The sequence below is a fragment of the Xenorhabdus yunnanensis genome (genome assembly GCF_028598805.1).
GTDB classification, from domain to species: Bacteria; Pseudomonadota; Gammaproteobacteria; order Enterobacterales; family Enterobacteriaceae; genus Xenorhabdus; species Xenorhabdus yunnanensis.
Window position 1 is genome coordinate 13,968 of sequence record NZ_JAQRFI010000035.1, and the last position, 22,880, is coordinate 36,847.

Below are 22,880 nucleotides of genomic sequence, written 5' to 3' on the forward strand. Positions count from 1 at the left end.
ATTTATAAATTTCGAGGGAAGATAAAAAATTATTTTAATAAAAAGGGAATTATGGATTGGTTTAAGTAAACACATTGATAATAACTAATTGTAATGAAATATTGTTAGGTAATAATGATAGGGTTATAGCTTATAGAGTTCTAAAACTAAATATCACTATAACCCTTTAATAAAAATTATTTCTTACTTTTTATCGTATTGATAAAAGTTTCCCGTGCAGTTGGTGAGCCAAGGCGCTCCGCTTCATCCAATAGTTTCAATGCCTTATCAATATCGCCATGACTAATGGCTTTCTTGATGGCGTCATTGAAATATTTTTCAGTATCGTTCAGTACAGGTTTAACTGTAGGTGACGTGGTGGAGTGAGGGGTAGCTGTAGGAGCTGTTATTACAGGTATAGATATTGCTTGTGTAGAACCGACTGTGATCGGTTTGGACGTAGTTGTAGAAATAGGTGTAGAAAATACCTGACCGATCAGAATATTGCCTGCATTGCGTTCTGATTTTACTTTTAGCGTTAATGTTCCTGTCTCTGTATGGCGTGCGATCGGATCGGGAATATTAGGGATAGAATTACCGACTCCTTTAGCATAAGCCTTAGCAGGATCGATCATTTGTGTTGAAGTTTGTAAATCTGAACGGGTGGTATAAATCAGCAAATAAATCCGCTGTTGCCCCAATGCGGGTGTTAGCTTTAATACACCCTCAAGCCTATCAGTGGACATTATGCCCGGTTGTTGATAACGAAAATAGTGACTTGGATAAAAGGCAGAGGGATGGAGTTGTTCATCAAGTACTAAAACATTCGGTGAATACACCTGCTCATCCTTTATCAGGCTGTTCAGAGTGATTTCCAATGAGCCTTGATTGGCAGGTAAAGCAAATGCAGCTATCGCCCCACTAATATTTCCGTTATTAAGCTGCTGTGACGTACTATTAAGAATAATAGTCTGTGTGTCATGAGTATTAATTGGCTGCCACTGTAGTTCCTGCAAAGTTGGTAGAGACAAAGCTGGCGCAATAGCGTTGGTTGTTTCTGGATCTACTCCTGCTTTATTAGTTATTACAGAACTAGATTCTGTTGTATCAGACAGTGCGATATCTGATGCAGCATAACTCACAGCAGGAATTATGTTGCAGAGCAGAGCACTGAGACAAAGTGAGAGTAATTTCTTTTTCATTACCACCAAGCCTCAAATTGGGCACCAAATGTAAATTCATCACTGTTCCCACGACTGAATCGATGTGCTGGTGTATCACGGTAAGCTACACCACTGACACCGGAGTTGCTATCAGCATAGCCCCATTTCTCGTTCCATTTAGTGTAAGTAGCGAATAAACGAATGGCAGGGCGTGACCAGATACTGTCGCCAGCTTGCCACTGTTGGGCCAGAGTGATCTTGTACTGATTGTTGTTTGCCTTGGTGCGCTGAGATTTGACATTGTCATAACCCACTTCCATCAGGGTACTCATTATTGGTGTCCATTTGTACATTGGGCGGATACCTACGGTGTACCATGTGTTGCCGTTGTTATTGTCGCGGTCAATGTTTTGATACATGGCGACATACATGAGATCCCATTTTTTTGCGAGGTTGATCGCACCATGATTCATAACTCGCAGCATATGCCCGTTGTTCTCTACATTGGCCCCTTCGGAACGACCATTATTGTTGGAGATCATTGCGTCAGTTGCGTACTGCAAGACAAATTTGTTGAAACCACCTAATATACTTTGAGTATGTTCGGCAGTCAGCATCACACCATCTTTGGATGCCTTGTTATCAAGCTGATATCCCTTGCGCGCATTAGCACGTCCATAATCAATGCCCAATTCCAATGTGCCGCCAGCATTGACAGGTAAGTTTGCCAGTCGTATATCAAAAACATCATTAGAGGTCGGGGTTTTCTTCTTTTCACCAGTAATCCAACCAACCGAACCGCCTTCTTCTGTATTACGGGTTACGGCGAGGGACAGTTTGCCAAAACCGAGATCAATATCTTCCAAACCTGCACCGGGTCCGGAAATATCCCAGTAATAGAAATCGATCATATGTACATCGTGGCGCTGGTAGAAACGTTTACCAGCCCACAGTGTTGAACCGGGCAACCAATCAATGATATTGGTTGCTTTTATGTTTACTTCACGTAAAGCGGGATTGGTGGCTTCCCAGTCCTTTTCCTGACTGACGGAGTAGGCTAAATTGGTATCAAAATAGAAACGTTTGTTCCCATCTTTCCATAATTCTTGCCCTAGTTTAAGTTCAGCGTAGGTTTCACATTCGTTGCCGAGGCGGTATTTACTCGGTGCCCCAGTGGCTTTAGAACACTTTTGATCACCGCCACTACCTGTCCAGCCAATGCCTGAACGGGCATAGCCGTGGAAATCAACAGCAATAGCCTGCATGGATAATAAACTAGTTAGCATAGCCAATGAGAGAGACAATATACGCATAATGATTCTCCTGTTATTTTTTATGGCCGCGGATTTAGACTCCGGGTTCTTTATGTAAACGCTGACATGCGGTTCCATCTTCGCGGAAAAGATGGCATCGGTGAGGAGCTAATCCGATAGTGAAATCAGCACCTTCTTTTACGAGAACGATATCAGGTTGGCGGTAAACCAGATTTTGATGAATGGCAGGTATGCGGATGTGAATCTGAGTTTCATTCCCCAGTTGTTCCACGATCTGTACTGTCCCCTCTAACGTAACATCAGCAACATCATTAGGCAAAAGGTGTTCGGGGCGAATTCCCAACGATACATTACTACCGACAGTTAACCCCTTACTTTCAACGGGCAACCAAACAGGCTGCCCGTTCGGCAGGATAATTTGTACCTGATCGACGGCAATCGCTGAAACTTTGACTGGCAGGAAATTCATTTTCGGTGAACCAATGAAACCCGCAACAAAGCGATTGGCAGGATAGTGATAAATTTCAAGGGGTTTACCAACCTGAGCAATATTGCCCCCATCCAGCACAACAATTTTATCTGCCAGCGTCATGGCTTCAGTTTGATCATGGGTTACATAGACCATCGTACGTTGCAGTCGCTTGTGTAGACGTGAAATCTCAATTCTCATCTGTACACGCAAAGCTGCATCCAGATTGGAAAGAGGTTCATCCAGCAGAAAGATATTGGGTTCAGCAACAAGAGTTCGACCAATGGCGACTCGCTGGCGTTGGCCACCGGACAGTGCCTTGGGGCGGCGATCCAACAGATGGGCAAGCTGGAGGGTTTCTGCAACTTGTTGTACTCGCTTTTTTATATCGTTTTTTTTGACACCAGCCAGTTTCATGCCGAAGGACATATTGTCTGCAACAGAGAGATGGGGATATAGCGCATAAGATTGAAAAACCATGCCTATACTGCGCTTGGCTGGTGGAACATCATTCATTCGTTTTCCTGCTATCAGCAAATCACCGGATGTGATGTCTTCTAATCCCGCAATCATTCTCAGTAACGTCGATTTTCCACATCCTGACGGGCCGACAAATACGACAAATTCTCCTTCCTGAATATCAAGATTAAGATCTTTGGAGATGACCGTTTCACCATATGATTTAGATACATTGTGGAATGTGACACTAGACATTTTTTCCCTCTCTCGGATTTGCCACCTCAGTTTTCTGTTCGCTTCCTATTTCGTCTTCGTTTCTTATTCGCCATAGCGAGAAACTTAGTGAAAAACTGATGGCAGGATTGTGTATAAAATAACAAGCGTGAGAATCCTCCATCCCAGAATTTTTGATGGTGGAGGAGTCAGGAGGACGAGATTAATGTGATTGATAAAGGAGGGAAAAAATTGTCAGGTAAGATGTGACTTAAATCTCAAAAAAGGATGTCGTCTTGATGTTAACGTCCTGATTTTAATTGTTTTTGTAAGCCAGTTCACACTCATGCGGTATGAGGCGTAGAGCGGGGGAGGATGAGTCTTTTTTACATTGATTGCACACTGGTGCCATTTTATCGCTGTGTAATAAAGATAGTTATCTTGAATTAACAAATGAAAAGGCGGAATGATGACCAAGAAAATTTTAAAAGCGGGGACTCGTACCCTGATGCTTTCCGTTTTAACAACATGTGTACTGTCTGCTTCAGCCTTTGCGAAGCTGGAAGAAGGCAAGTTGGTAATTTGGATCAATGGTGATAAAGGTTATAACGGGTTGGCGCAAGTCGGTGAAAAATTTGCAAAAGAAACGGGAATTTCTGTCACTGTTGAGCATCCTGATAAAATGGAAGAAAAATATACCCAGATTGCGGCCAGTGGAGATGGGCCAGATATTATTTTCTGGGCGCATGATCGCTTTGGTGGTTATGCTCAATCAGGGTTAGTAGCTGAAATCACACCTGATAAATCGTTTATTGATAAGCTATTTCCTTTTACGTGGGATGCCGTTCGTTATGACGGAAAATTGGTAGGGTATCCTGTCGCAGTTGAAGCTCTTTCTCTTATCTACAATAAAGATTTAATTAAATCCCCCCCTAAAACATGGGAAGAAATCCCCGCTTTGGATAATGAACTGAAAAAGCAAAATAAAAGCGCAATCATGTTCAATTTGCAGGAACCATATTTCACTTGGCCGCTGATTGCTGCTGATGGTGGGTATGCCTTCAAGGCAGAGAACGGGACTTATAATGTTAAAGATAGCGGAGTGAATAATTCAGGTTCTAAAGCGGGAATGCAATTCCTGGTTGATTTAGTCAAAAATAAACACCTCAATGCGGATATTGATTATTCCATCGCCGAAGCTGCCTTCAATAAAGGCAAAACAGCGATGACGATTAACGGTCCTTGGGCTTGGGCGAATATAGATAAAAGCAAAATTAATTATGGTGTGACTTTATTACCAACTTTTAAAGAAAATCCCTCTAAACCCTTTGTTGGCATTTTAACAGCGGGGATTAATGCGGCCAGCCCCAATAAAGAGTTAGCGAAGGAGTTTTTGGAAAATTACCTGCTTACTAATGAAGGATTGGCAATGATAGACAAAGATAAGCCGTTGGGAGCGGTGGCTTTGAAGTCCTATCAGGAGATCCTCGCGAAAGATCCACGTATTGCCGCTACGATGGAAAACGCTCAAAAAGGTGAAATTATGCCGAATATCTCCCAAATGAGTAGTTTCTGGTACGCAATGCGTAGTGCTGTTCTTAACACAGTCAGCGGGCGTCAGGCGGTAGATGCTGCTCTTGAAGATGCTAAAACGAGAATAACAAAATAAACGAATGACAAGCTCCTGATTCTAAGGAGCTTTAGCACCTTATTGTGATAGGTTCTGATTGTGATAGGTTCTGAGTGATTGGGATTCAGTCACTATTATTGGTAACAGGAAGTGCAAGATGTCAGCGACATTAGAAAAAACAGTATGGTGGCAGCATCCTGCCCTGAAATGGTTTTCTGTAGGTTTTTGCCTGCTTTTTACTGGGTATCTGGTTGTGTTGATGTATGTGCAGGGAGAATACCTGTTTGCGATGTTAACACTGGTATTGCTGGGGAGTGGTATCTATGTTTTTTCCAACCGGAAGACTTATGTTTGGCGCTATACCTACCCCGGAATTGCTGGAATAGGGCTATTTATACTGTTTCCGCTTATCTGCACGATTGCTATCGCTTTTACAAATTATAGCAGTACCAATCAATTGACATTTGAACGTGCTCAAACTGTATTAATGAGTCGCCATTATCAGACGGGAGAGCCATTTAATTTCAAACTCTATCCTGCATCTGAACAATGGCGTTTGGCATTAAGCGTTACAGATAGTGATAGTTTATTGATATCTGATCCTTTTTCTCTCATGGGAGCGGAAGAAGCGGAAGAAATAGTATTACCTCTCCATGAGCAGGATAAAAAACTTGAAGGTGATGCTGCGACATTACGCACCATCACTCAGCATCGGCAGGCATTGGGGCAATTGGTGGTAGTTCTTCCTGATAGCAGTAAATTGAGAATGAGTTCTTTACGCCAGTTCTCTGCTATCAATCCTCTTTATTCTCTTGATGAAGATGGGGTTACGCTGACCGATAAACAAACTGGCTTACAATATCGACCGAATATGGATATAGGGTTCTACCAATCCATTAATGCTGAAGGAGGGTGGACTAAGGAAACGTTAAGCCCTGGGTTCACAGTTTTTATTGGTTGGAAAAATTTCTTAAGAGTGATACAGGATGAGGGTATTCAAAAACCTTTTTTGTCCATTTTTATCTGGACAGTGGTTTTCTCTCTATTGACAGTGGTATTGACCGTTGCGCTGGGTATGATCCTCGCTTGTATTGTGCAATGGGAAGCGCTTAAGGGACGAGCAATTTATCGTGTATTGCTTATTTTGCCTTATGCTGTTCCGTCATTTATTTCCATTCTGATTTTCAAGGGATTGTTTAACCAGAGTTTTGGTGAAATTAATTTGGTGCTGAATGGACTGTTTGGCCTTAAACCGGATTGGTTTACAGATCCAACACTCGCTCGAACAATGTTGATTATTGTAAATACGTGGTTGGGCTATCCCTATATGATGATTCTTTGCATGGGGTTGCTGAAGTCTATCCCTGATGATCTTTATGAGGCATCGGCACTTGATGGTGCTGGGCCATGGCAGAATTTCACCAAAATTACCTTTCCATTATTAATTAAGCCATTGACACCGTTGTTGATTGCCAGCTTTGCTTTCAACTTTAATAACTTTGTCCTGATTCAGCTGTTAACTAACGGTAAACCTGATCATATTGGAACAACAACACCTGCGGGCTATACCGATCTTTTGGTGAGCTATACCTATCGCATTGCATTTGAGGGTGGTGGTGGTCAGGATTTTGGTCTGGCGGCAGCAATTGCAACATTGATCTTTTTGTTGGTAGGCGCATTAGCCATCATCAATTTGAAAACCACCCGCATTAAATTTGATTAAGGAGGAAAGAAGATGGCGATGGTACAGCCCAAATCGCAACGATGGCGGGTATGGGGAACACATGCATTTATGCTGGCTTTTATTGCCCTGATTCTGTTCCCTCTGCTGATGGTAATTGCCATTTCTTTGCGTCCGGGTAATTTTGCTACGGGTAATTTGATTCCTGACACTATTTCATGGGAACACTGGAAGTTGGCACTTGGCTACAGTGTGGAATCTTCTGATGGACAAGTCATACTCCCTCCATTTCCTGTCATGCAATGGCTTTGGAATTCTGTAAAGGTTGCATTCATTACTGCCACTGGCATTGTGGCACTATCAACGACATGTGCTTATGCATTTGCCCGCATGCGCTTTCGTGGAAAAAGCCCCTTACTCAAAGGAATGCTTATATTTCAGATGTTCCCTCCGGTGCTTTCGTTGGTAGCACTCTATGCCTTGTTTGATCGATTGGGAGAATATATTCCTTTCCTTGGTCTCAATACCCACGGTGGTGTGATTTTTGCTTATATGGGCGGAATTGCTTTGCATGTCTGGACGATCAAAGGTTACTTCGAAACGATAGATCGCTCTCTGGAAGAAGCCGCAATGTTGGATGGGGCGACATCGTGGCAAATTTTCCGTTTGATACTGCTGCCGCTTTCTGTACCTATATTGGCTGTTGTATTTATTTTGTCGTTTATTGGCGTCATTACTGAAGTACCTGTTGCATCTCTGCTATTACGTGACGTGGACAATTACACGTTGGCAGTGGGAATGCAGCAATATCTTCATCCACAGAACTATCTCTGGGGAGATTTTGCTGCGGCGGCTGTACTTTCTGCTATTCCTATCACGGTGATTTTCTTACTTGCCCAACGTTGGTTGGTGGGTGGATTGACATCGGGAGGAGTGAAAGGCTGAGATCTGTCTAACGTCTATTCGCTTTTGTTGGTTTGGTTCTTTGTTGGTTTAACTTTTCCCCAATCACATTTATTTATGTGATTGGGGATTTTTTTCCTTTGCCACCGCCCTACAATTTGAAATTTATTGGGTATAGTGGATGGCTTAACAAATTATGAACTTTGTTTTCGGCACTCTTCTACGGTTTGTAACAAATGGTTGATATGAGCATCCGCAAACATATTTTCCAATGTGATAGTGAGTTTTCGTCGCCAGTTAGGGTATTCCTCTGTTGTGCCAGGGATATTAACGGGGCGTTCCATATCCAGCCAGTCTTCAGGTTGTAATCCTAATAAGGCACAAGCACTATGGGCTATATAACAATGTATGCTTTGATTTATAGCAGTTGACATCGGATATTCAGTTTGTGCCAGAGATATTGATTTCTGTAACGAGGAAAGGCTATCAGCCTTGCTCAGTTCTTCTGATATCTTACCTAACTCTTCTAATAAATAGCCGTGACGATTTAAATTGGCTAATAATTCCTGCTTGCAGCGTTTACGTTCAGAATACAAATCGGCAAGAAGCGCTTTATCAGGGTATAAACCGATGGCTTCTCCTAAGGTTAAATCTTCATTTTGCCAGAATCCCCGCAAGGTAGGTAGGTCATGGGTAGTAATGGTTGCCATTGCTTGTGCGGGATATTCATCAGGGGAGCGATATTCACCTTGTTCGTTGCGTTCAAAATAAAATACCTTATAGGAATAAACACCTCTATCCCGTAACTTATCGACAATTTCTTCCGGCACAATCCCCAAATCTTCGCCTATCACCAAGCAACGATTACGCTGGCTTTCCAGTGCCAATATTGCTAACAAATCATCAACTGGATAATGGACATAAACGCCTTTATCGGCAGTTTCTCCTTGTGGTATCCACCAGAGCCTGAGTAGAGACATCACATGATCGATACGCAATGCCCCGCAATGGCGCATGTTGCTACGTAGTAATTCAATGAAAGGTTGATAGGCTTGAGCTTTTAAAACATGGGGATTCATTGGTGGAAGCCCCCAATTTTGGCCTAGTGGTCCTAGAATATCAGGGGGCGCTCCTACAGATGCTTTGGTGCAATAGATGCTTCGGTTACACCAAGTTTCTGAGCCACCTTGAGCAACCCCGACGGCAAGATCACGGTAAAGGCCAATCGACATATGGCTGGTTTGGCTGGCAGTGAAGCATTCGGCAAGTTGAGTATCAGCCAGCCATTGTAGCCAAAGGAAAAATTCTATCTCCTGTGGATGTGAATGACAGAATGCTTTAACGGCATCACTCTCCGGTTCACGATATTCTTCCGGCCATACAGGCCAGCCCCAATAAACATTATTTTCCTCGTATAGTTTATGGTGCAGAGCATCATAAACAGCTTGAGAGTAAAGATTCTTGCCGCCTTTGTTTACAAATTGCTGGAAAGCGATCTGTTGGGGATCATCGTCAGACCGAAACTTAAATTGCGGATAAGCCAGACGCAATGCAGCCATTTTTAATGTCATGACAGTGGCGTAATCGACCCATTCTGCTTGGCGGGCTTGCTGGATTTTGCACTGTGTTTCCGTTGATTGCCACCACTCTTGTGCTTCGGCGCTGTAATTAAAGTCTTCCACCTGATTCACAGCAATGTAAATAATATTGAGCCAGTGACGGGAAGATGGGCTGTAAGGGCTGGCATTATCAGGCATCGCAGGATATATGGCATGAAGAGGATTCAGACCAATAAAGGAGCCACCACGTTGTGCCAGTTCTTGTTGCATGTATCTCAGATCGCCAAAATCGCCAATTCCCCAGTTATTTTCTGATCGCAGGGTATAGAGTTGAACGCAAGCACCCCAAAGTTTTTCACCACGTGTTATGGCATCGGGTTCGTAACAGCGTTCTGGAGCAACGATAAGCTGTATAGAGTATTGCTGAGAGTGAGTTTCTGGTTTCACCTTCGGTATTAGGAACAGTGTGTGATATCCCAAGGGAAGATCGGTCGGCAAAGTAAGTTGAAGTTGGCAATGACCACGAAATATTTCGCCTTGCTCAGTGTATATCTGCCATTGGTAGTTATTGGTATCTTCCAGAGGCAGAGTCACTATTTGTTCCTGAATAACCACTTTAACATTAGGTAAAGAAGAAGCATGTAAAGGAGAAACCGGTCTTCCGACCGGTATATCTGTATTCATGGCTTCCAGTATTCGATGCCTGGTTTCAGCAGGGATCGCCTGCGGTTTCCCATAGGCATTAATATATTCGCTGACAATGCCGGCCTCAGTTGCCAAATCATTGAGGCGTTTGTTTTCCATACTAAATCCCTATTTGGTTTGCCAGATATTTTGTTGATAATCTTGGATAGCACGGTCAGAGCTAAATTTACCCATTCTAGCGGTATTTAGTACAGTACTACGCGTCCAACCTTGAGCATCGCGATATCGAATATCAATTTGCTTATGGGCATGGCAGTAAGAGGCAAAATCAGTCAGAACTAAATAAGGATCACCACCGTCAGTCAGGCTATGTAACATGAGATCAAATGAGTGCGTTTCTCCATGGCTGAACTCACCGTTGGCGAGAGAAACAAGAATATCTTTCAAATGATAATTTTGTTGGAGTACATTTTGTGGATTGTAGTTGCTGTTTAGTAAGGCTTTGGCTTCTTCCACGGTTTTTCCGAAGATAAAGATATTGTCATTGCCAACTTGTTCTGCGATTTCGACATTCGCTCCATCCAGTGTTCCAATGGTTAATGCACCGTTTAAGGCTAATTTCATATTGCCTGTACCAGAGGCTTCTTTGCCCGCAGTAGAGATTTGTTCTGATACATCGGCAGCCGGGATCATCAGTTCCGCAGCGGAAACATTGTAATCAGGGATAAAAGCAATTTTGATGCGATCACGGACTATAGGATCATGATTGATCTTTTCGGCTGCATGATTGATGGCTGAGATGATGTTTTTGGCCAGATAATAGCCGGGAGCTGCTTTGGCACCGAACAGAAAGACACGGGGATGGATATCCAAGGCCGGATTTTCCTGAATCTGCCGATAAAGTGACAAGATATGGAGCAGGTTCAGATGCTGGCGTTTGTATTCATGCAAACGTTTTATCTGTATATCGAAAATAGCATGGGGATCAATCTTGAGTCCCATTACTTTATTGACATAGTTAGACAGGCTAATTTTATTGTCTTGCTTAATGGCTCGATAGGTTTCACGGAAGGCAGAATCGTCGGCATAAGGCTCGAGTTTCTTCAAGGCAGCAAGATCATGAATCCATTCATGGCCTAATGTTTGGTCAAGTAGTGAAGAGAGTGCAGGATTACACTGTTTTAACCAACGACGAGGGGTTACACCATTAGTCACGTTGTGGAATTTAGTTGGCCACAATTGATGATATTCGGGGAATAAATCTGTCACGATCAGGGATGAGTGCAGTGCTGCGACACCGTTGATAGCAAAGCAGGCGACAACACAAAGATTAGCCATTCTTACTTGATTGTCATGAATAACCGCCAATTTTTCCCAGACTTGTTGGTTATCAGGCCAGATTTGCTCCACGGTTTTTTTAAAGCGTCGGTTGATTTCTTGAATAATGCGATGATGACGTGGCAGAAGTTCACTAATTAGTTGTTCATCCCAACGTTCTAAGCCCTCTGGCAGCAAGGTATGGTTGGTATAGGCGAAAGTTTTCCCAGTGATTTCCCATGCGGTTTCCCAATTCAATTGATATTCATCAAGCAGAAGACGCATCATTTCAGGAATAGCAATGGTTGGATGTGTATCGTTAAGCTGGATAACTTCGTAGCGCGCCAGCTCTTCTATTTTACGTCCTGCTTGTTGATGGCGTCGCAGAATATCTGCCACGGCACAAGCACACTGGAAATATTGTTGCATCAGGCGCAGTCGCTTACCTGCCTGATGATTATCATTCGGGTAGAGCACTTTGGTCAGACTGGCAGCTTCAATGCCTTGTTGTTCGGCATGCAGGAATTGCCCATCATTGAAAAGTGATAGATCAAAGGGACTATCGTATGTTGCTTGCCATAAACGAAGGGGTTGAGTTATACCGTTGCTATACCCAATCACAGGTAAATCCCACGCTTCGCCAATCAGATTAAATGCGGGAACCCAAGTTTCATGACCATCGGCAGTTGTTACGATTTCACCACCAAAACTGACGCCAACTTTTAATTGTGTGTTATGGCGGAACCAGGGATAGGACTCGCGCCCCCAATCGTCAGGGGCTTCAATTTGTTGACTCTTTTTAAAAGATTGGCGGAAGAGACCATATTGATAATTGAGGCCATATCCTGTAGCGGATTGATTGAGGGTCGCCATTGAATCGAGAAAACAGGCTGCTAGCCTCCCCAATCCTCCATTGCCTAAAGCGGGATCGGTTTCTTCTTCCAGCAAATCACTCAAAATGATGCCATATTCTGCCAAATAAGACTGAATATCGTCATACCAACCAAGATTCAACAAGTTGTTAGCTGTTAGTCGACCTATCAGAAATTCCATCGAGATATAATTCACATGACGTTGACTGTCAGGAGATGAATTAACAGGGTCCTGCTGTACAGGAAGAGGGAGTAATTCAGAAACTGCTGCACTAATGGCTTGCCACCACTGATGCTGAGTCATTTCCTGAGCTGAGCTGAGCCCGAAACGCTGCCACTGACGTGTAAGTGCAGCCTGAAATAAAGCTTTATTGAGCTTCGGGTTTTTATCTGATTCGCATTTTTTATCTAATGTGGACTTTTGATCTAATGTGGATAGTTGCATGGCGTCGTCATCCTGTCACTGAATGAAGAAAATTTGGGAAATTATTTAGAGGGATATGCTGAAGGTTAGTGACATGGGAAACATCATCCCGTAAAAATATTCACGGGGAGGAGTGCAAGGGCGTAGCTATTTCTTTCGAGTTTTTCCGCAATTTCATAGAGAAATAGCAAAATTGCAATCAAAGAATGTGACAAGGTGCAATTTAACACAATGAAATCAATCAACTTGTTTGCAAAAGATGAGTGTTTCTCTACATTTGTTGGGCGTTAGCGAATACTAATGGCGTAAGTGAGACTTAATAGTATCAGACAGAATTCAGGTATCAGTTTTATTCATTGCATGTGAGGGGAGAAAATTAATGCTTATCCCATCGAAACTCAGCCGTCCCCTTCGGCTCAATAATATGGTTATGCGGGAGCGTCTGCTAGAAAAGTTCAATGAAGTTCAGGGTTATCGGTTGGTCTTGGTAACCAGCCCTGCTGGGTATGGCAAAACGACATTGATGTCACAATGGGCTGCTGGGCAGGAGCGCCTTGGGTGGTATTCTCTTGATGATAGTGACAATCAGCCGGAGCGCTTTGCCAGCTATTTGATTGCAGCTATTCAGCAGGCAACGCAGGGGCACTGTGTAAAAAGTGAAGTACTGGCCCAGAAACACCAATACGCCAATTTACCTGCGTTGTTTGCGCAATTGTTTATTGAGCTTAGCGAATGGCAGCAACCGATTTTTCTGGTGATCGACGACTATCATCTGATAATGAATGGGCTTATTCATGAAGCAATGCGTTTTTTCCTGCGCCACCAACCAGAAAACTTAACATTGGTGATTCTATCACGCCATTTGCCATCCTTGGGAATTGCTAACTTACGTGTTCGCGAGCAGTTATTGGAGATTGATAGCCAACAGTTGGCTTTTGATTATCAGGAAACGCAGCAATTTTTCGCCAAGCGATTAATCAATCCACTGGATTCTGAACACTGTAAACAGTTATGCAATGATGTTGCCGGGTGGGCAACTGCTTTGCAGTTGATTGCCCTTTCTGCTCGTCAATCTGGCAATACGACTGAAATGTCAGCAAAGCGCCTTTCGGGAATTAATGCCAGTCACCTTGCGGATTACCTTGTGGATGAGGTTTTAAATCGGGTGGATCAGACGACGCGGAATTTCTTGCTGCATAGCTCTATTCTGCGTTCCATGAATGATGGTCTGATTGTTTGCCTGACAGGAGAGGACAACGGTCAACAACGTCTGGAGGATATTGAACGTCAAGGGTTATTTATTCAACGAATGGATGATTCTGGAGAGTGGTTCTGCTTTCATCCTTTATTTGCTTCATTCCTGCGCCAACGTTGCCAATGGGAAATGGCAGCAAAATTGCCCGAATTACATCGAGCAGCCGTGAAAGGATGGCTGATGCAGGGATATCCGGGGGAAGCTATTCATCATGCATTGGCGGCGGGAGATACAACTTTGTTGCGGGATATTTTGTTGCAACATGCTTGGGAGTTATTTAACCACAGCAAACTGTCCCTACTGGAAGAGTGCATGAATGCACTGCCGTATGAACAACTATTGGAAAGTCCTCGCTTGGTCCTGCTACAAGCATGGTTGGCACAGAGTCAGCATCGTTACTATGAAGTAAATGCGTTATTGAATCAGACAGAGCAATCATTGAAGCAGAAGCAAATAGCCATTGAGCCGGAATTGCTGGCGGAATTTGATGCCCTGAGAGCCCAGGTAGCGATTAACGATGGTTGTCCGTCTGATGCCGATGTTTTGGCTGAAAAAGCGCTGGCGACCCTACTGCCAGACAATCAATATGGCCGTATTGTGGCGATGTCAGTGAAAGGAGAGGTATTGCATTGCAATGGGCAGTTGGTCGATGCATTGGCTTTGATGAAGCAAACGGAGCAACTTGCCCGCCTTTGTCATGTTTACCACTATGCTTTATGGGCGTTGTTGCAACAAAGCGAAATTTTACTGGCGCAAGGTTATTTACAAGCGGCTTATGATACTCAGACCCATGCTTTTGATTTAATACGTGAACAGCATTTAGAACAATTACCGATGCATGAGTTTCTGCTCAGGATCCGTTCACAACTTTTGTGGTGTTGGGCCCGTATTGATGAATCAGAAGATGCAGCCCGCCGAGGACTGGAGGTGTTGGTCAATTACCAGCCACAGCAGCAATTACAATGTCTTACCCAACTGGCAAAGTGTTCTTTGATCCGAGGGGATATTGATAACGCTCGTCGCTACTTGACCCGCTGCGAAAACTTACTGAGTAATGGACAGTACCACCGGGATTGGCGGACAAATACTGATAAATTGCGTGTCATTATTTGGCAAAGTTTGGAAGATAGCAGTTCGCTGACACAATGGTTGGCACAGGCAGAACGGCCAGAAAGTTTTTGTAACCACTTCAATCAAAATCAATGGCGAAACATTGCGCGAGCACAAATCTTACTTGGTCACTATGAGGATGCTGAATCTGTTTTGGAGAAGCTGAATACCTATGCAAGAAAATTGGCATTGGTCAGCGACTTAAATCGTAATCTCCTGCTGTGTAATTTGCTTTATTGGCAGCTTGAGCGTAAAGCTGAGGCTCAGGATGTTTTGATGGAAGCCTTGAGTTTGGCCAATCGCACGGGATTTATCAGCCATTTTATTATTGAAGGTGAGCTGATGGCTTTACAACTGCGCCAGCTTATCCAACTTAATATCTTGCCTGAGATGGAACAGCATAGGGCTCAGCGCATTCTCCGGGAAATCAACCGACAGCACCGACATAAATTTGCCCACTTTGACGAAACGTTTGTAGAGCAGTTACTCACTCATCCTGACGTGCCTGAGCTTATTCGTAACAGCCCACTTACTCAGCGTGAGTGGCAGGTGTTGGGGTTGATTTATTCTGGCTACAGCAACGATCAAATTGCCGCAGAACTGGATGTGGCTGCAACCACTATAAAAACCCATATACGCAATTTATATCAGAAAATGGGAATTACTCACCGACAGGAAGCCATTCAGCAGGCACAGAAATTGATGCGAATGATAGGGCTAGGGGTTTAGTGAATATTTCTAAATGTGATTTATTTTGTCTTTAATATGAATAATAAATATTAATAAATAAATATATGATTTTTCAAATTTAAATTTTTTTTTAAATTTATTTAATATTTTTTATTACATTTTTGTGATCGAAATAAAATTTAAATGCGCTTAATCTGATTTCATCGCAATAAGTATGTTTTTTCATTGTTTAATACAACGAATTGTTCAATACAAACTAACTAATAGTGGTGAATGATTATGGAAAATAAAGATCATCTTGAAGGTATGCTTTCTCGCTTTGTTGGTCATGGCCCTTATTTGATCATTGATGGTGAAAAATATATTGACGCGGCATCAGGAACTTTTAATTTGCCGTTAGGCTACACGAATGATCGGATTGCAGACAAACTCAAACAGCAGATTGATAGATGTACGCATTTGAGTTCGGCTTATACACATGAAATGTCACAATATATTTTAAGTAAATTACTTAAACATACACCTGAAGGAATAGATCGTATTTGGCTGAGAGATGTATCTGGATCGGGTGCAGTTGAATGTGCAATCCGCATAGCGCAAAAATCAACGGGACGTTCAGGTGTTATTTCGTTCTTTCTTGCCCATCATGGACAATCTCTTGCAACAGCACAAATTTCCGGCAATGCGTTCAGAATTAAGGACTTCCATGTAAATATTGATGGTTCGATAAAAATTCCTGCGCCAGCCAGTGTCCTGTCAGAGCCACAATCACAGTCGAATGAAGAGCAATTTGTCGATTTAGAGCAGTTTATTCAGTTAGGTTCTAATGACAATATTGCATGTCTGATTATTGAACCGATTCAGGGGAATGGCGGAAATACTGTTTTCCCTGTGTCTTTTTACCGGAAGATCAGGGAAATCTGTCATCAGCATGACATCATCATTATTGCGGATGAAGTACAGACAGGTTTTGGTCGTACAGGAACGTTCTTCGCTTCGACGGGGTATGCCAAGGAACTGGAGCCGGATATCATCGTTTTCGCCAAAGGGGCTGGAGGCATCGGTATTCCGACTGGCGGCGTATTGATGCGTCATTCACTGGATATTTTGGAATCGTTCGAACATTCCAGCACTTCTGGTGCCAACCCGCTCTCTTTGGTTGCCCTCAATGAAATCATCGACATTATTGAAGATGAGCACGTTTTAGAAAATGTGCAACAAAATGAAGCTTACTTGCGTGATGGTTTGTTGAAATTACAGCGTCAATATCCAGAGATCTCGGGAGTCAGAGGTGTGGGATATATGTATGGCTTTGATACACCAAATCCAGATTTTGCAGCGCAGACGATAGCCACTGCCAGCCGCCATAATTTGATCTTACGTGGTTCCCGTTATGGTAAGGGAAAAACAATCAAAGTTCGTCCACCGCTGATTTGTACGCAGGAACATCTGGCGGAAATCCTGCATAAACTGGATCTGACTTTCTCAGAATTAACGACTATCGCACAAGTATATAAGGAGGCTGCATCATGCTAGCGCTTAAATATCATCAAGCTTGGGATGTTGAAATTCAGCAAGTGGAATCTTTGTCTTGTATTGAACCCGATGATGTTGTTGTTGATATTGCAGTGTGTGGTATTTGTGGCACGGATGTGGGAATTATCACAGGCGCTTACCCTGTTGCAATACCGGGAACCACTTTGGGTCATGAAACTACTGGCGTGGTATCGCAAATTGGCAGCGGTGTTACTCAGTTTCAGGTGGGGGATCGTGTTGTGATCAACCCGACCTACTTTTGTGGGCATTGCCGGATGTGTCAGACGGGAAGTCCTAATCATTGTGAGAGAAAACTGGGAACAGAAGCAGGGGTTTCCTATGATGGCGCATTCGCAGATCAATATTTGGCAAAAGAAAATTTACTTATCAAGCTGGATGATCATGTCAGCATGGAAGAAGCCTCACTGACTGAACCACTGAGCTGCACACTAACCGGAGTGGATAAACTGGGGATCACCCACACTAATATTCGTGCAGCGGTAGCAGGGGCTGGCCCTATGGGGATGTTATACATTTGGGCGCTGCATGAGCGGGGCGTAAAAACCTTTATGGTCGAAAAGAATGAGAGTCGAATTCAGTTTGTAAAAGATAATTTGCCTCCGGGAAGCCAATTGTATTCTGGCTTTGATGAAGCACTGGTTCAGGAATATGGTGATACATCAGCTCTGATTGATTTATGTGTGGATACGACGGGGCAGTTGACCGAATATATTTTTAACCATTTGGCACCGGGGGGGAAATTGTTGAATGTTGCCCTGAAAGACAAGCATGCCAATTTGGATATTATGAAAATTGCGGATAAAAGTCTTTCAGTGATAGGTTCCATTGATTCCTTGAATAACAGTTTTGAACGCGCCTATGCCATGATCCGCGATGGTGTAATCCCTGCGGAGCGTTTGATTAGCCAAGTCTTTGATTTCAAGGATTATCAGCAGGCTTTTCTGACTGTTGGTTGTGATATTGCATCGAAAGCTCAAGTTCCTCTCAATGCACCAAACTGCAAGGTGTTGATTCGTATCTCTGACCTAAAGTAATTGATTGTTTTGATTAATTGATTGTTTTTATTAATTGATTGTTCTGAATCATTGATCCTTTTGAAGGACTGCTATTTGATGAATAGATGTGAACCAGTAAATAAATGCAATGTCATTTTTGATATCGACGGAGTGATTGTCGATAGTGAACAACTACACTTTGATGTATTGCTTGATGTATTAGCTGATGTATCGGGAGAACAGACATCTGCTCAAATACGTGATATCCAACCTCAGCAATTAATCGGGCTAAGCCTTACGGAAACGTTGAATGAGGTTGGTCTTCCTTCATCAATGCATAAAAGCATTACTGAAAAAATTATTTCTCGTTATCAAGAAAAATTGTCTGCACATTACTTGCGACCGGGGATCACTGACTTGATTACTGTTTTGCAACAAAATGGCACTAATTTTGGGTTTGTTTCCACCGCGCCGCGTAATGTGTGTTTAGCAAATCTTAGCTTGTTGGATCTACATGAACCTCCGGCCTTGATTTCTGGTGATGATGTGGAAAGAACTAAACCCTTCCCTGATCCTTATTTGGCTATGCTGAAATTGAAAGAGATGGATATTCGGCAAACTTTGGTGATTGAAGATACTGATTTGGGGATTGCGGCGGCAAAACAGGCGGGTATTCCGTGGATATATGCTTGGCCTCATGCTTTGTCAGGAGCGGAGCAGTATGGACAGGCTTCCTGTGTCATTGGGAAGTTAACGGATATCCCCCAGTTTTCAGAGATAAGTGCAAATATAGAGCAATAAACATAAATGTAATGCCTTGTTGAAAGCCAATATTGGGAGCCTTTCGCCAGTTCTGGCGAAAGGCTTTGTCTGGAGGATATCGTTTGGAGGAATTAAGTTGTCTGAAGAATATGCAGTCTCTGCAATAAAACAGCCTGTTATGGCAACGCGAATTTCGTTTTTTATTGCGGGATTCAGTATTGCAAGTTGGGCACCACTGATCCCATTGGTAAAAGAACGACTGGGGCTGAGTGATGGCTCAATGGGGGTTCTGATACTGATGTTTGGTATTGGTTCTTTCATTATGATGCCAATAGCAGGAATGTTGGCAACGCGCTTTGGCTGCCGGAAGATTTTTACCTTTTTTGCCTTGTTGGCTGTTTTAATATTGCCGAGCTTGAGTGTGTTCTCGACTCCATTGACCTTGGCTTGTGCTTTATTTGTGTTTGGTATGGGAATTGGAGCGACAGATGTGGTCATCAATATCCATGCGGTCAATATTGAGAAACGAGTACATCAACCGATTATGTCAGGCTTCCACGCATTATTCAGCTTAGGTGGAATTGCGGGAGCAGGTACAGTCAGCCTATTGTTGTTTCTGGGAGTTCCACCATTTCAGGTCACAATTGCTGTAGCAGTATTCGTTATTCTACTGTTGTTGCCAACATGGCGTGGAATGCTGGATAACTCTGAAACGGAGACGGAGGACACGCCATTTTTTGCTTTACCTCGTGGCATTGTTATCTTGATTGGTTCTCTTTGTTTTATCGTTTACTTGATGGAAGGTTCCATGCTGGATTGGAGCGGGATCTTGCTAAGTAGCGTGCATAACATGAGTAGTCATCAGGCAGGTTTTGGCTATACGCTTTTTGCCATTACCATGACTGCGGGACGATTTTTGGGCGATAAAATCATTGCGGCGTGTGGATATCGGCGCGTGTTTTTAGGCAGCGCGATTTTGGCAACGTCTGGTTTTGTTCTGATTTATCTGGCATCAAGCATGACTCAGTTGGGAATTTCTTTCCTGATGATAGGAGCAGGGTTATCCAATTTGGCCCCGATGTTTTTCACTGCTTCAGGCCAGCAGAAAGTGATGCCTGATGCATTGGCAGTTTCTGCCGTTTCGACGATGGGATATTCAGGGATTCTGCTTGGGCCGGCAATTATTGGTGGTTTGGCGCATCAGGTAACGTTGCATGGTGCTTTTGCCTGTATTGCTGTGCTTTCCCTTTCATTGTTAGCAGGATATGGTTTGATTAATCCTACCAAAAAATAACAGGGTAAATATTGATGAATTTGCAGCAATGTCATTGGTTGAATGAACCTGCTTCATGGCAGCGTCAGGATGATGAGCTTCATGTCACGACGGACAATAAAACCGATTTCTGGCGTGATACATGGTATGGTTTTCAGCGTCATAGTGGTCACGTATTTGGTGGCTATATTGATGATTTTAAATTTGAAGAAGGTTTTACTTTCCAGTTTTGTATCGAAGGCCAATTTGAACAATTGTATGATCAGGCCGGAGTTATGTTGTTGGTGGATGAGCAACATTGGCTAAAAGCGGGTATTGAACATTCTGATGGGCAGGCAACTATCGGTAGTGTATTGACAAATGGGGGTTCTGACTGGGCCATGGGGATTTTCCCCGGTAATCCAGATAAGTTCTGGTTACGGCTCACATACGGGGATGGAGCGCTCAGGTTGCAATATTCCACTGATGGCGAGACATGGCCGTTACTGAGACTGTCTCCTTTTACGATTGACAATAACCAGCGTATTTTTGTCGGTGCGATGTGCTGCTCGCCAGAACGTGAAGGATTACAGGTGAGGTTTTCAGATTTCAGGCTGACATCATCGTTGAAAAAACACCTGCATGATTTAAGTTAGTGGCTCAATTAAATATCCGGATGAAGATTCGATTTAACTTCTTCGATCAATGATACTGGTACTTCATTCTCTTTGGCTAATTTAGGCCAAAGAGAAACACTTTCTTGCTAATAATTATCGACCTAAATAATTATCCCAATCCTTCCAAACAGGTTGTAACCCTGATTTGACCAAGGCTTCCGCGACCTGAAAAACAGAACGGTTGTCGTGGGGAGCGAATTGTTCCAACTCGTGATGCTCATCGGCATAGCCGCCCGGCCGAGTTTTTGAACCTGCACTGATGTTGTTGATAGCGAGAGGAACAACGTGATCACGGAAGAAAGGTGATTCACGGGTGGAGAGGGAAAGTTCTACATCGGGTGCCAGCAGGCGGAAAGCACAAATCAGTTGTACCAGCTCGGCTTCATTCATTAAAGAAGCCGGTTCTATGCCGCCCGCACAGGGGCGCAGTCGCGGAAAAGAGATGGAGTAACGACTTTTCCAGAACTGTTTTTGCAGGAAAAAGAGGTGCTCCGCCACCATATAGCAGTCTGTTCGCCAATTGTGGGATAGGCCAATCAAGGCTCCTAGCCCAATCTTGTCTATTCCTGCCCGCCCAAGGCGTTCCGGTGTTTCCAGGCGCCAGTGGAAATCCTGCTTTTTGCCTTTCAAATGATGTAATTGATAACTGGGTTGATGGTAGGTTTCCTGGTAGACCATCACGCCATCCAACCCCAGAGTTTTCAGTTCAGTGTATTCCTCTTGTGCCAGTGGCTGGACTTCCATTGAGACAGAGCTGAAATGGCGGCGGATTAGGGGAAGATAGCGACGAAAATAATCCATACCAACTTTGTTTTGGTGTTCCCCTGTCACCAGCAGGATATGCTCAAATCCTAGTTGTTTCAGCGTGAGACATTCCGCCTCAATCTCCTGTTCATTGAGCGTTTTGCGCTTAATGTGATTACTCATGGAGAAGCCACAATAAGTACAGTCGTTGGCGCATAAATTGGAAAGATAGAGTGGGATAAAAAACCCCACAGTATTTCCAAAACGCTGGCGAGTGAGTTGTTGTGCGCGTTGGGCGAGCGGTTCAAGATAAGGCAATGCCGCAGGAGAAAGCAGGGCCATGAAATCATCTAAGGTCAGGCGAGCACTGGTTAGTGCATGTTCAACGTCCTGTGATGTTTTACTGTTGATGCGTAGGGTGATGTCATCCCAATCCAGTTGTTGCCAGCGTTGGCTAAATGTTCGGTTTGTCATAGTACCCCCAGAAAATCAGTCAGCGGGCTGGAAGCCTCAGCATGGGATTTCTGGTTTGCCAAGCCTGCTTGATGTGAAAGTTCACCCGCTTCAATAGAGGTTTTGAATGCTTGGGCCATTTTCACTGGATTGCGGGCAACGGCGATGGCGGTGTTGACCAGCACAGCATCTGCACCCAGTTCGATGGCTGCTAGTGCATGGCTCGGTGCTCCGATCCCTGCATCCACAACAACGGGCACGTTGGCCTGTTCGATGATGATTTGTAGAAAATCGCGAGTCAGCAGTCCCTGATTTGAGCCGATGGGAGCACCCAATGGCATGACAGCAGCACAACCGACTTCTTCCAGCCGACGACACAGGACAGGATCAGCACCACAATAGGGCAGGACGATAAATCCCTCTTTCACTAATTGTTCCGCGCCTTTCAGCGTTTCAATCGGATCGGGCAGCAGGTATTTTACATCGGGGTGGATCTCCAATTTAATCCAGTTAGTTCCCAATGCTTCCCGTGCAAGACGGGCGGCAAATACCGCTTCTTCTGCGGTTTTTGCTCCGGATGTATTTGGCAGCAGTTTGACACCCAACTGTTGCAGTGGTGTAAGAATGCCATCGTCATTGCCATGAAGATCAATGCGCTTCATTGCCATTGTTACCAATTGGCTACCAGAGGCGCGGATTGCCTCGATCATTACGCTGGCATTGGCGAACTTGCCTGTTCCGGTAAATAGGCGGGAGTGGAAGGTGGTATCTGCAATTTTTAACATAAAATTAGCCTC

16 protein-coding genes are annotated in these 22,880 nt (G+C 43.7%); 9 read left to right on the forward strand and 7 right to left on the reverse strand.

The genetic code is table 11. The features are described 5' to 3' along the window. Window positions 1-176 precede the first annotated feature (176 nt). The 3 genes from malM to malK are packed head-to-tail and all read right to left on the reverse strand — an operon-like array spanning window position 177 to window position 3,599. Window positions 177-1,181, reverse strand: a complete 1,005-nt coding sequence (gene malM / locus PSI23_RS14305) for a maltose operon protein MalM (RefSeq protein ID WP_273555717.1) — start codon at window positions 1,179-1,181, stop codon at window positions 177-179. Beyond that, window positions 1,181-2,455 carry a maltoporin gene (locus PSI23_RS14310; protein WP_273555718.1) on the reverse strand — a complete coding sequence of 425 codons (1,275 nt, stop codon included), beginning with the start codon at window positions 2,453-2,455 and terminating at the stop codon, window positions 1,181-1,183. The genes malM and PSI23_RS14310 overlap by 1 nt, the downstream gene beginning before the upstream one ends. Window positions 2,456-2,489: 34 nt before the next feature. Further along, entirely contained in the window at window positions 2,490-3,599 is a 1,110-nt protein-coding gene (gene malK, locus PSI23_RS14315; protein WP_273555719.1) for a maltose/maltodextrin ABC transporter ATP-binding protein MalK, read from the reverse strand. A gap of 427 nt (window positions 3,600-4,026) precedes the next feature. Between malK and malE the strand changes: the two genes are divergently transcribed. The 3 genes from malE (at window position 4,027) to malG (ending at window position 7,813) form a co-directional block, all read left to right on the forward strand. Then, window positions 4,027-5,226: a maltose/maltodextrin ABC transporter substrate-binding protein MalE gene (malE, locus tag PSI23_RS14320; protein WP_273555720.1), complete on the forward strand. Its 1,200-nt coding sequence runs from the start codon at window positions 4,027-4,029 to the stop codon at window positions 5,224-5,226. Window positions 5,227-5,344: 118 nt separating this feature from the next. Then, complete coding sequence (malF, locus tag PSI23_RS14325) at window positions 5,345-6,910, forward strand: maltose ABC transporter permease MalF (protein WP_273555721.1); 1,566 nt, start codon at window positions 5,345-5,347, stop codon at window positions 6,908-6,910. A gap of 12 nt (window positions 6,911-6,922) precedes the next feature. Beyond that, window positions 6,923-7,813, forward strand: coding sequence for a maltose ABC transporter permease MalG (gene malG / locus PSI23_RS14330; RefSeq protein WP_273555722.1), 891 nt, complete (start codon window positions 6,923-6,925; stop codon window positions 7,811-7,813). Window positions 7,814-7,965: 152 nt separating this feature from the next. Here the strand turns inward: malG and malQ are convergent, their stop codons facing one another. Together malQ and malP are read right to left on the reverse strand one after the other, a co-directional pair. Then, on the reverse strand, window positions 7,966-10,134 hold the full coding sequence (gene malQ / locus PSI23_RS14335) for a 4-alpha-glucanotransferase (protein WP_273555723.1): 2,169 nt from the start codon (window positions 10,132-10,134) through the stop codon (window positions 7,966-7,968). A gap of 9 nt (window positions 10,135-10,143) precedes the next feature. Then, window positions 10,144-12,609, reverse strand: a complete 2,466-nt coding sequence (gene malP / locus PSI23_RS14340) for a maltodextrin phosphorylase (protein WP_273555724.1) — start codon at window positions 12,607-12,609, stop codon at window positions 10,144-10,146. A gap of 358 nt (window positions 12,610-12,967) precedes the next feature. Between malP and malT the strand changes: the two genes are divergently transcribed. From malT to PSI23_RS14370, 6 genes are all read left to right on the forward strand, one after another. After that, a complete protein-coding gene (malT, locus tag PSI23_RS14345; RefSeq protein ID WP_273555725.1) occupies window positions 12,968-15,682 on the forward strand; it encodes an HTH-type transcriptional regulator MalT in 2,715 nt (904 codons plus the stop codon). Between the two features lie 240 nt (window positions 15,683-15,922). After that, window positions 15,923-17,179 (forward strand): class-III pyridoxal-phosphate-dependent aminotransferase, encoded by a 1,257-nt coding sequence (locus PSI23_RS14350; protein WP_273555726.1) that lies wholly within the window; start codon window positions 15,923-15,925, stop codon window positions 17,177-17,179. Next, window positions 17,173-18,234, forward strand: a complete 1,062-nt coding sequence (locus PSI23_RS14355) for a zinc-dependent alcohol dehydrogenase (protein ID WP_273555727.1) — start codon at window positions 17,173-17,175, stop codon at window positions 18,232-18,234. Before PSI23_RS14350 ends, PSI23_RS14355 begins: the two co-directional genes overlap by 7 nt. Window positions 18,235-18,312: 78 nt before the next feature. Next, on the forward strand, window positions 18,313-18,996 hold the full coding sequence (locus PSI23_RS14360) for an HAD family hydrolase (RefSeq protein ID WP_273555728.1): 684 nt from the start codon (window positions 18,313-18,315) through the stop codon (window positions 18,994-18,996). Between the two features lie 139 nt (window positions 18,997-19,135). Further along, window positions 19,136-20,251: an MFS transporter gene (locus PSI23_RS14365; protein ID WP_373567336.1), complete on the forward strand. Its 1,116-nt coding sequence runs from the start codon at window positions 19,136-19,138 to the stop codon at window positions 20,249-20,251. A gap of 14 nt (window positions 20,252-20,265) precedes the next feature. Continuing rightward, the gene (locus PSI23_RS14370) at window positions 20,266-20,865 is read left to right on the forward strand and encodes a DUF1349 domain-containing protein (protein ID WP_273555730.1); all 600 of its coding nucleotides are present in this window, start codon (window positions 20,266-20,268) and stop codon (window positions 20,863-20,865) included. Between the two features lie 114 nt (window positions 20,866-20,979). On the opposite strand, the gene thiH is transcribed toward PSI23_RS14370, so the two are convergent. Together thiH and PSI23_RS14380 are read right to left on the reverse strand one after the other, a co-directional pair. After that, window positions 20,980-22,104, reverse strand: a complete 1,125-nt coding sequence (gene thiH / locus PSI23_RS14375; RefSeq protein WP_273555731.1) for a 2-iminoacetate synthase ThiH — start codon at window positions 22,102-22,104, stop codon at window positions 20,980-20,982. Continuing rightward, window positions 22,101-22,868 carry a thiazole synthase gene (locus PSI23_RS14380; protein ID WP_273555732.1) on the reverse strand — a complete coding sequence of 256 codons (768 nt, stop codon included), beginning with the start codon at window positions 22,866-22,868 and terminating at the stop codon, window positions 22,101-22,103. Before PSI23_RS14380 ends, thiH begins: the two co-directional genes overlap by 4 nt. Window positions 22,869-22,880 lie beyond the last annotated feature (12 nt).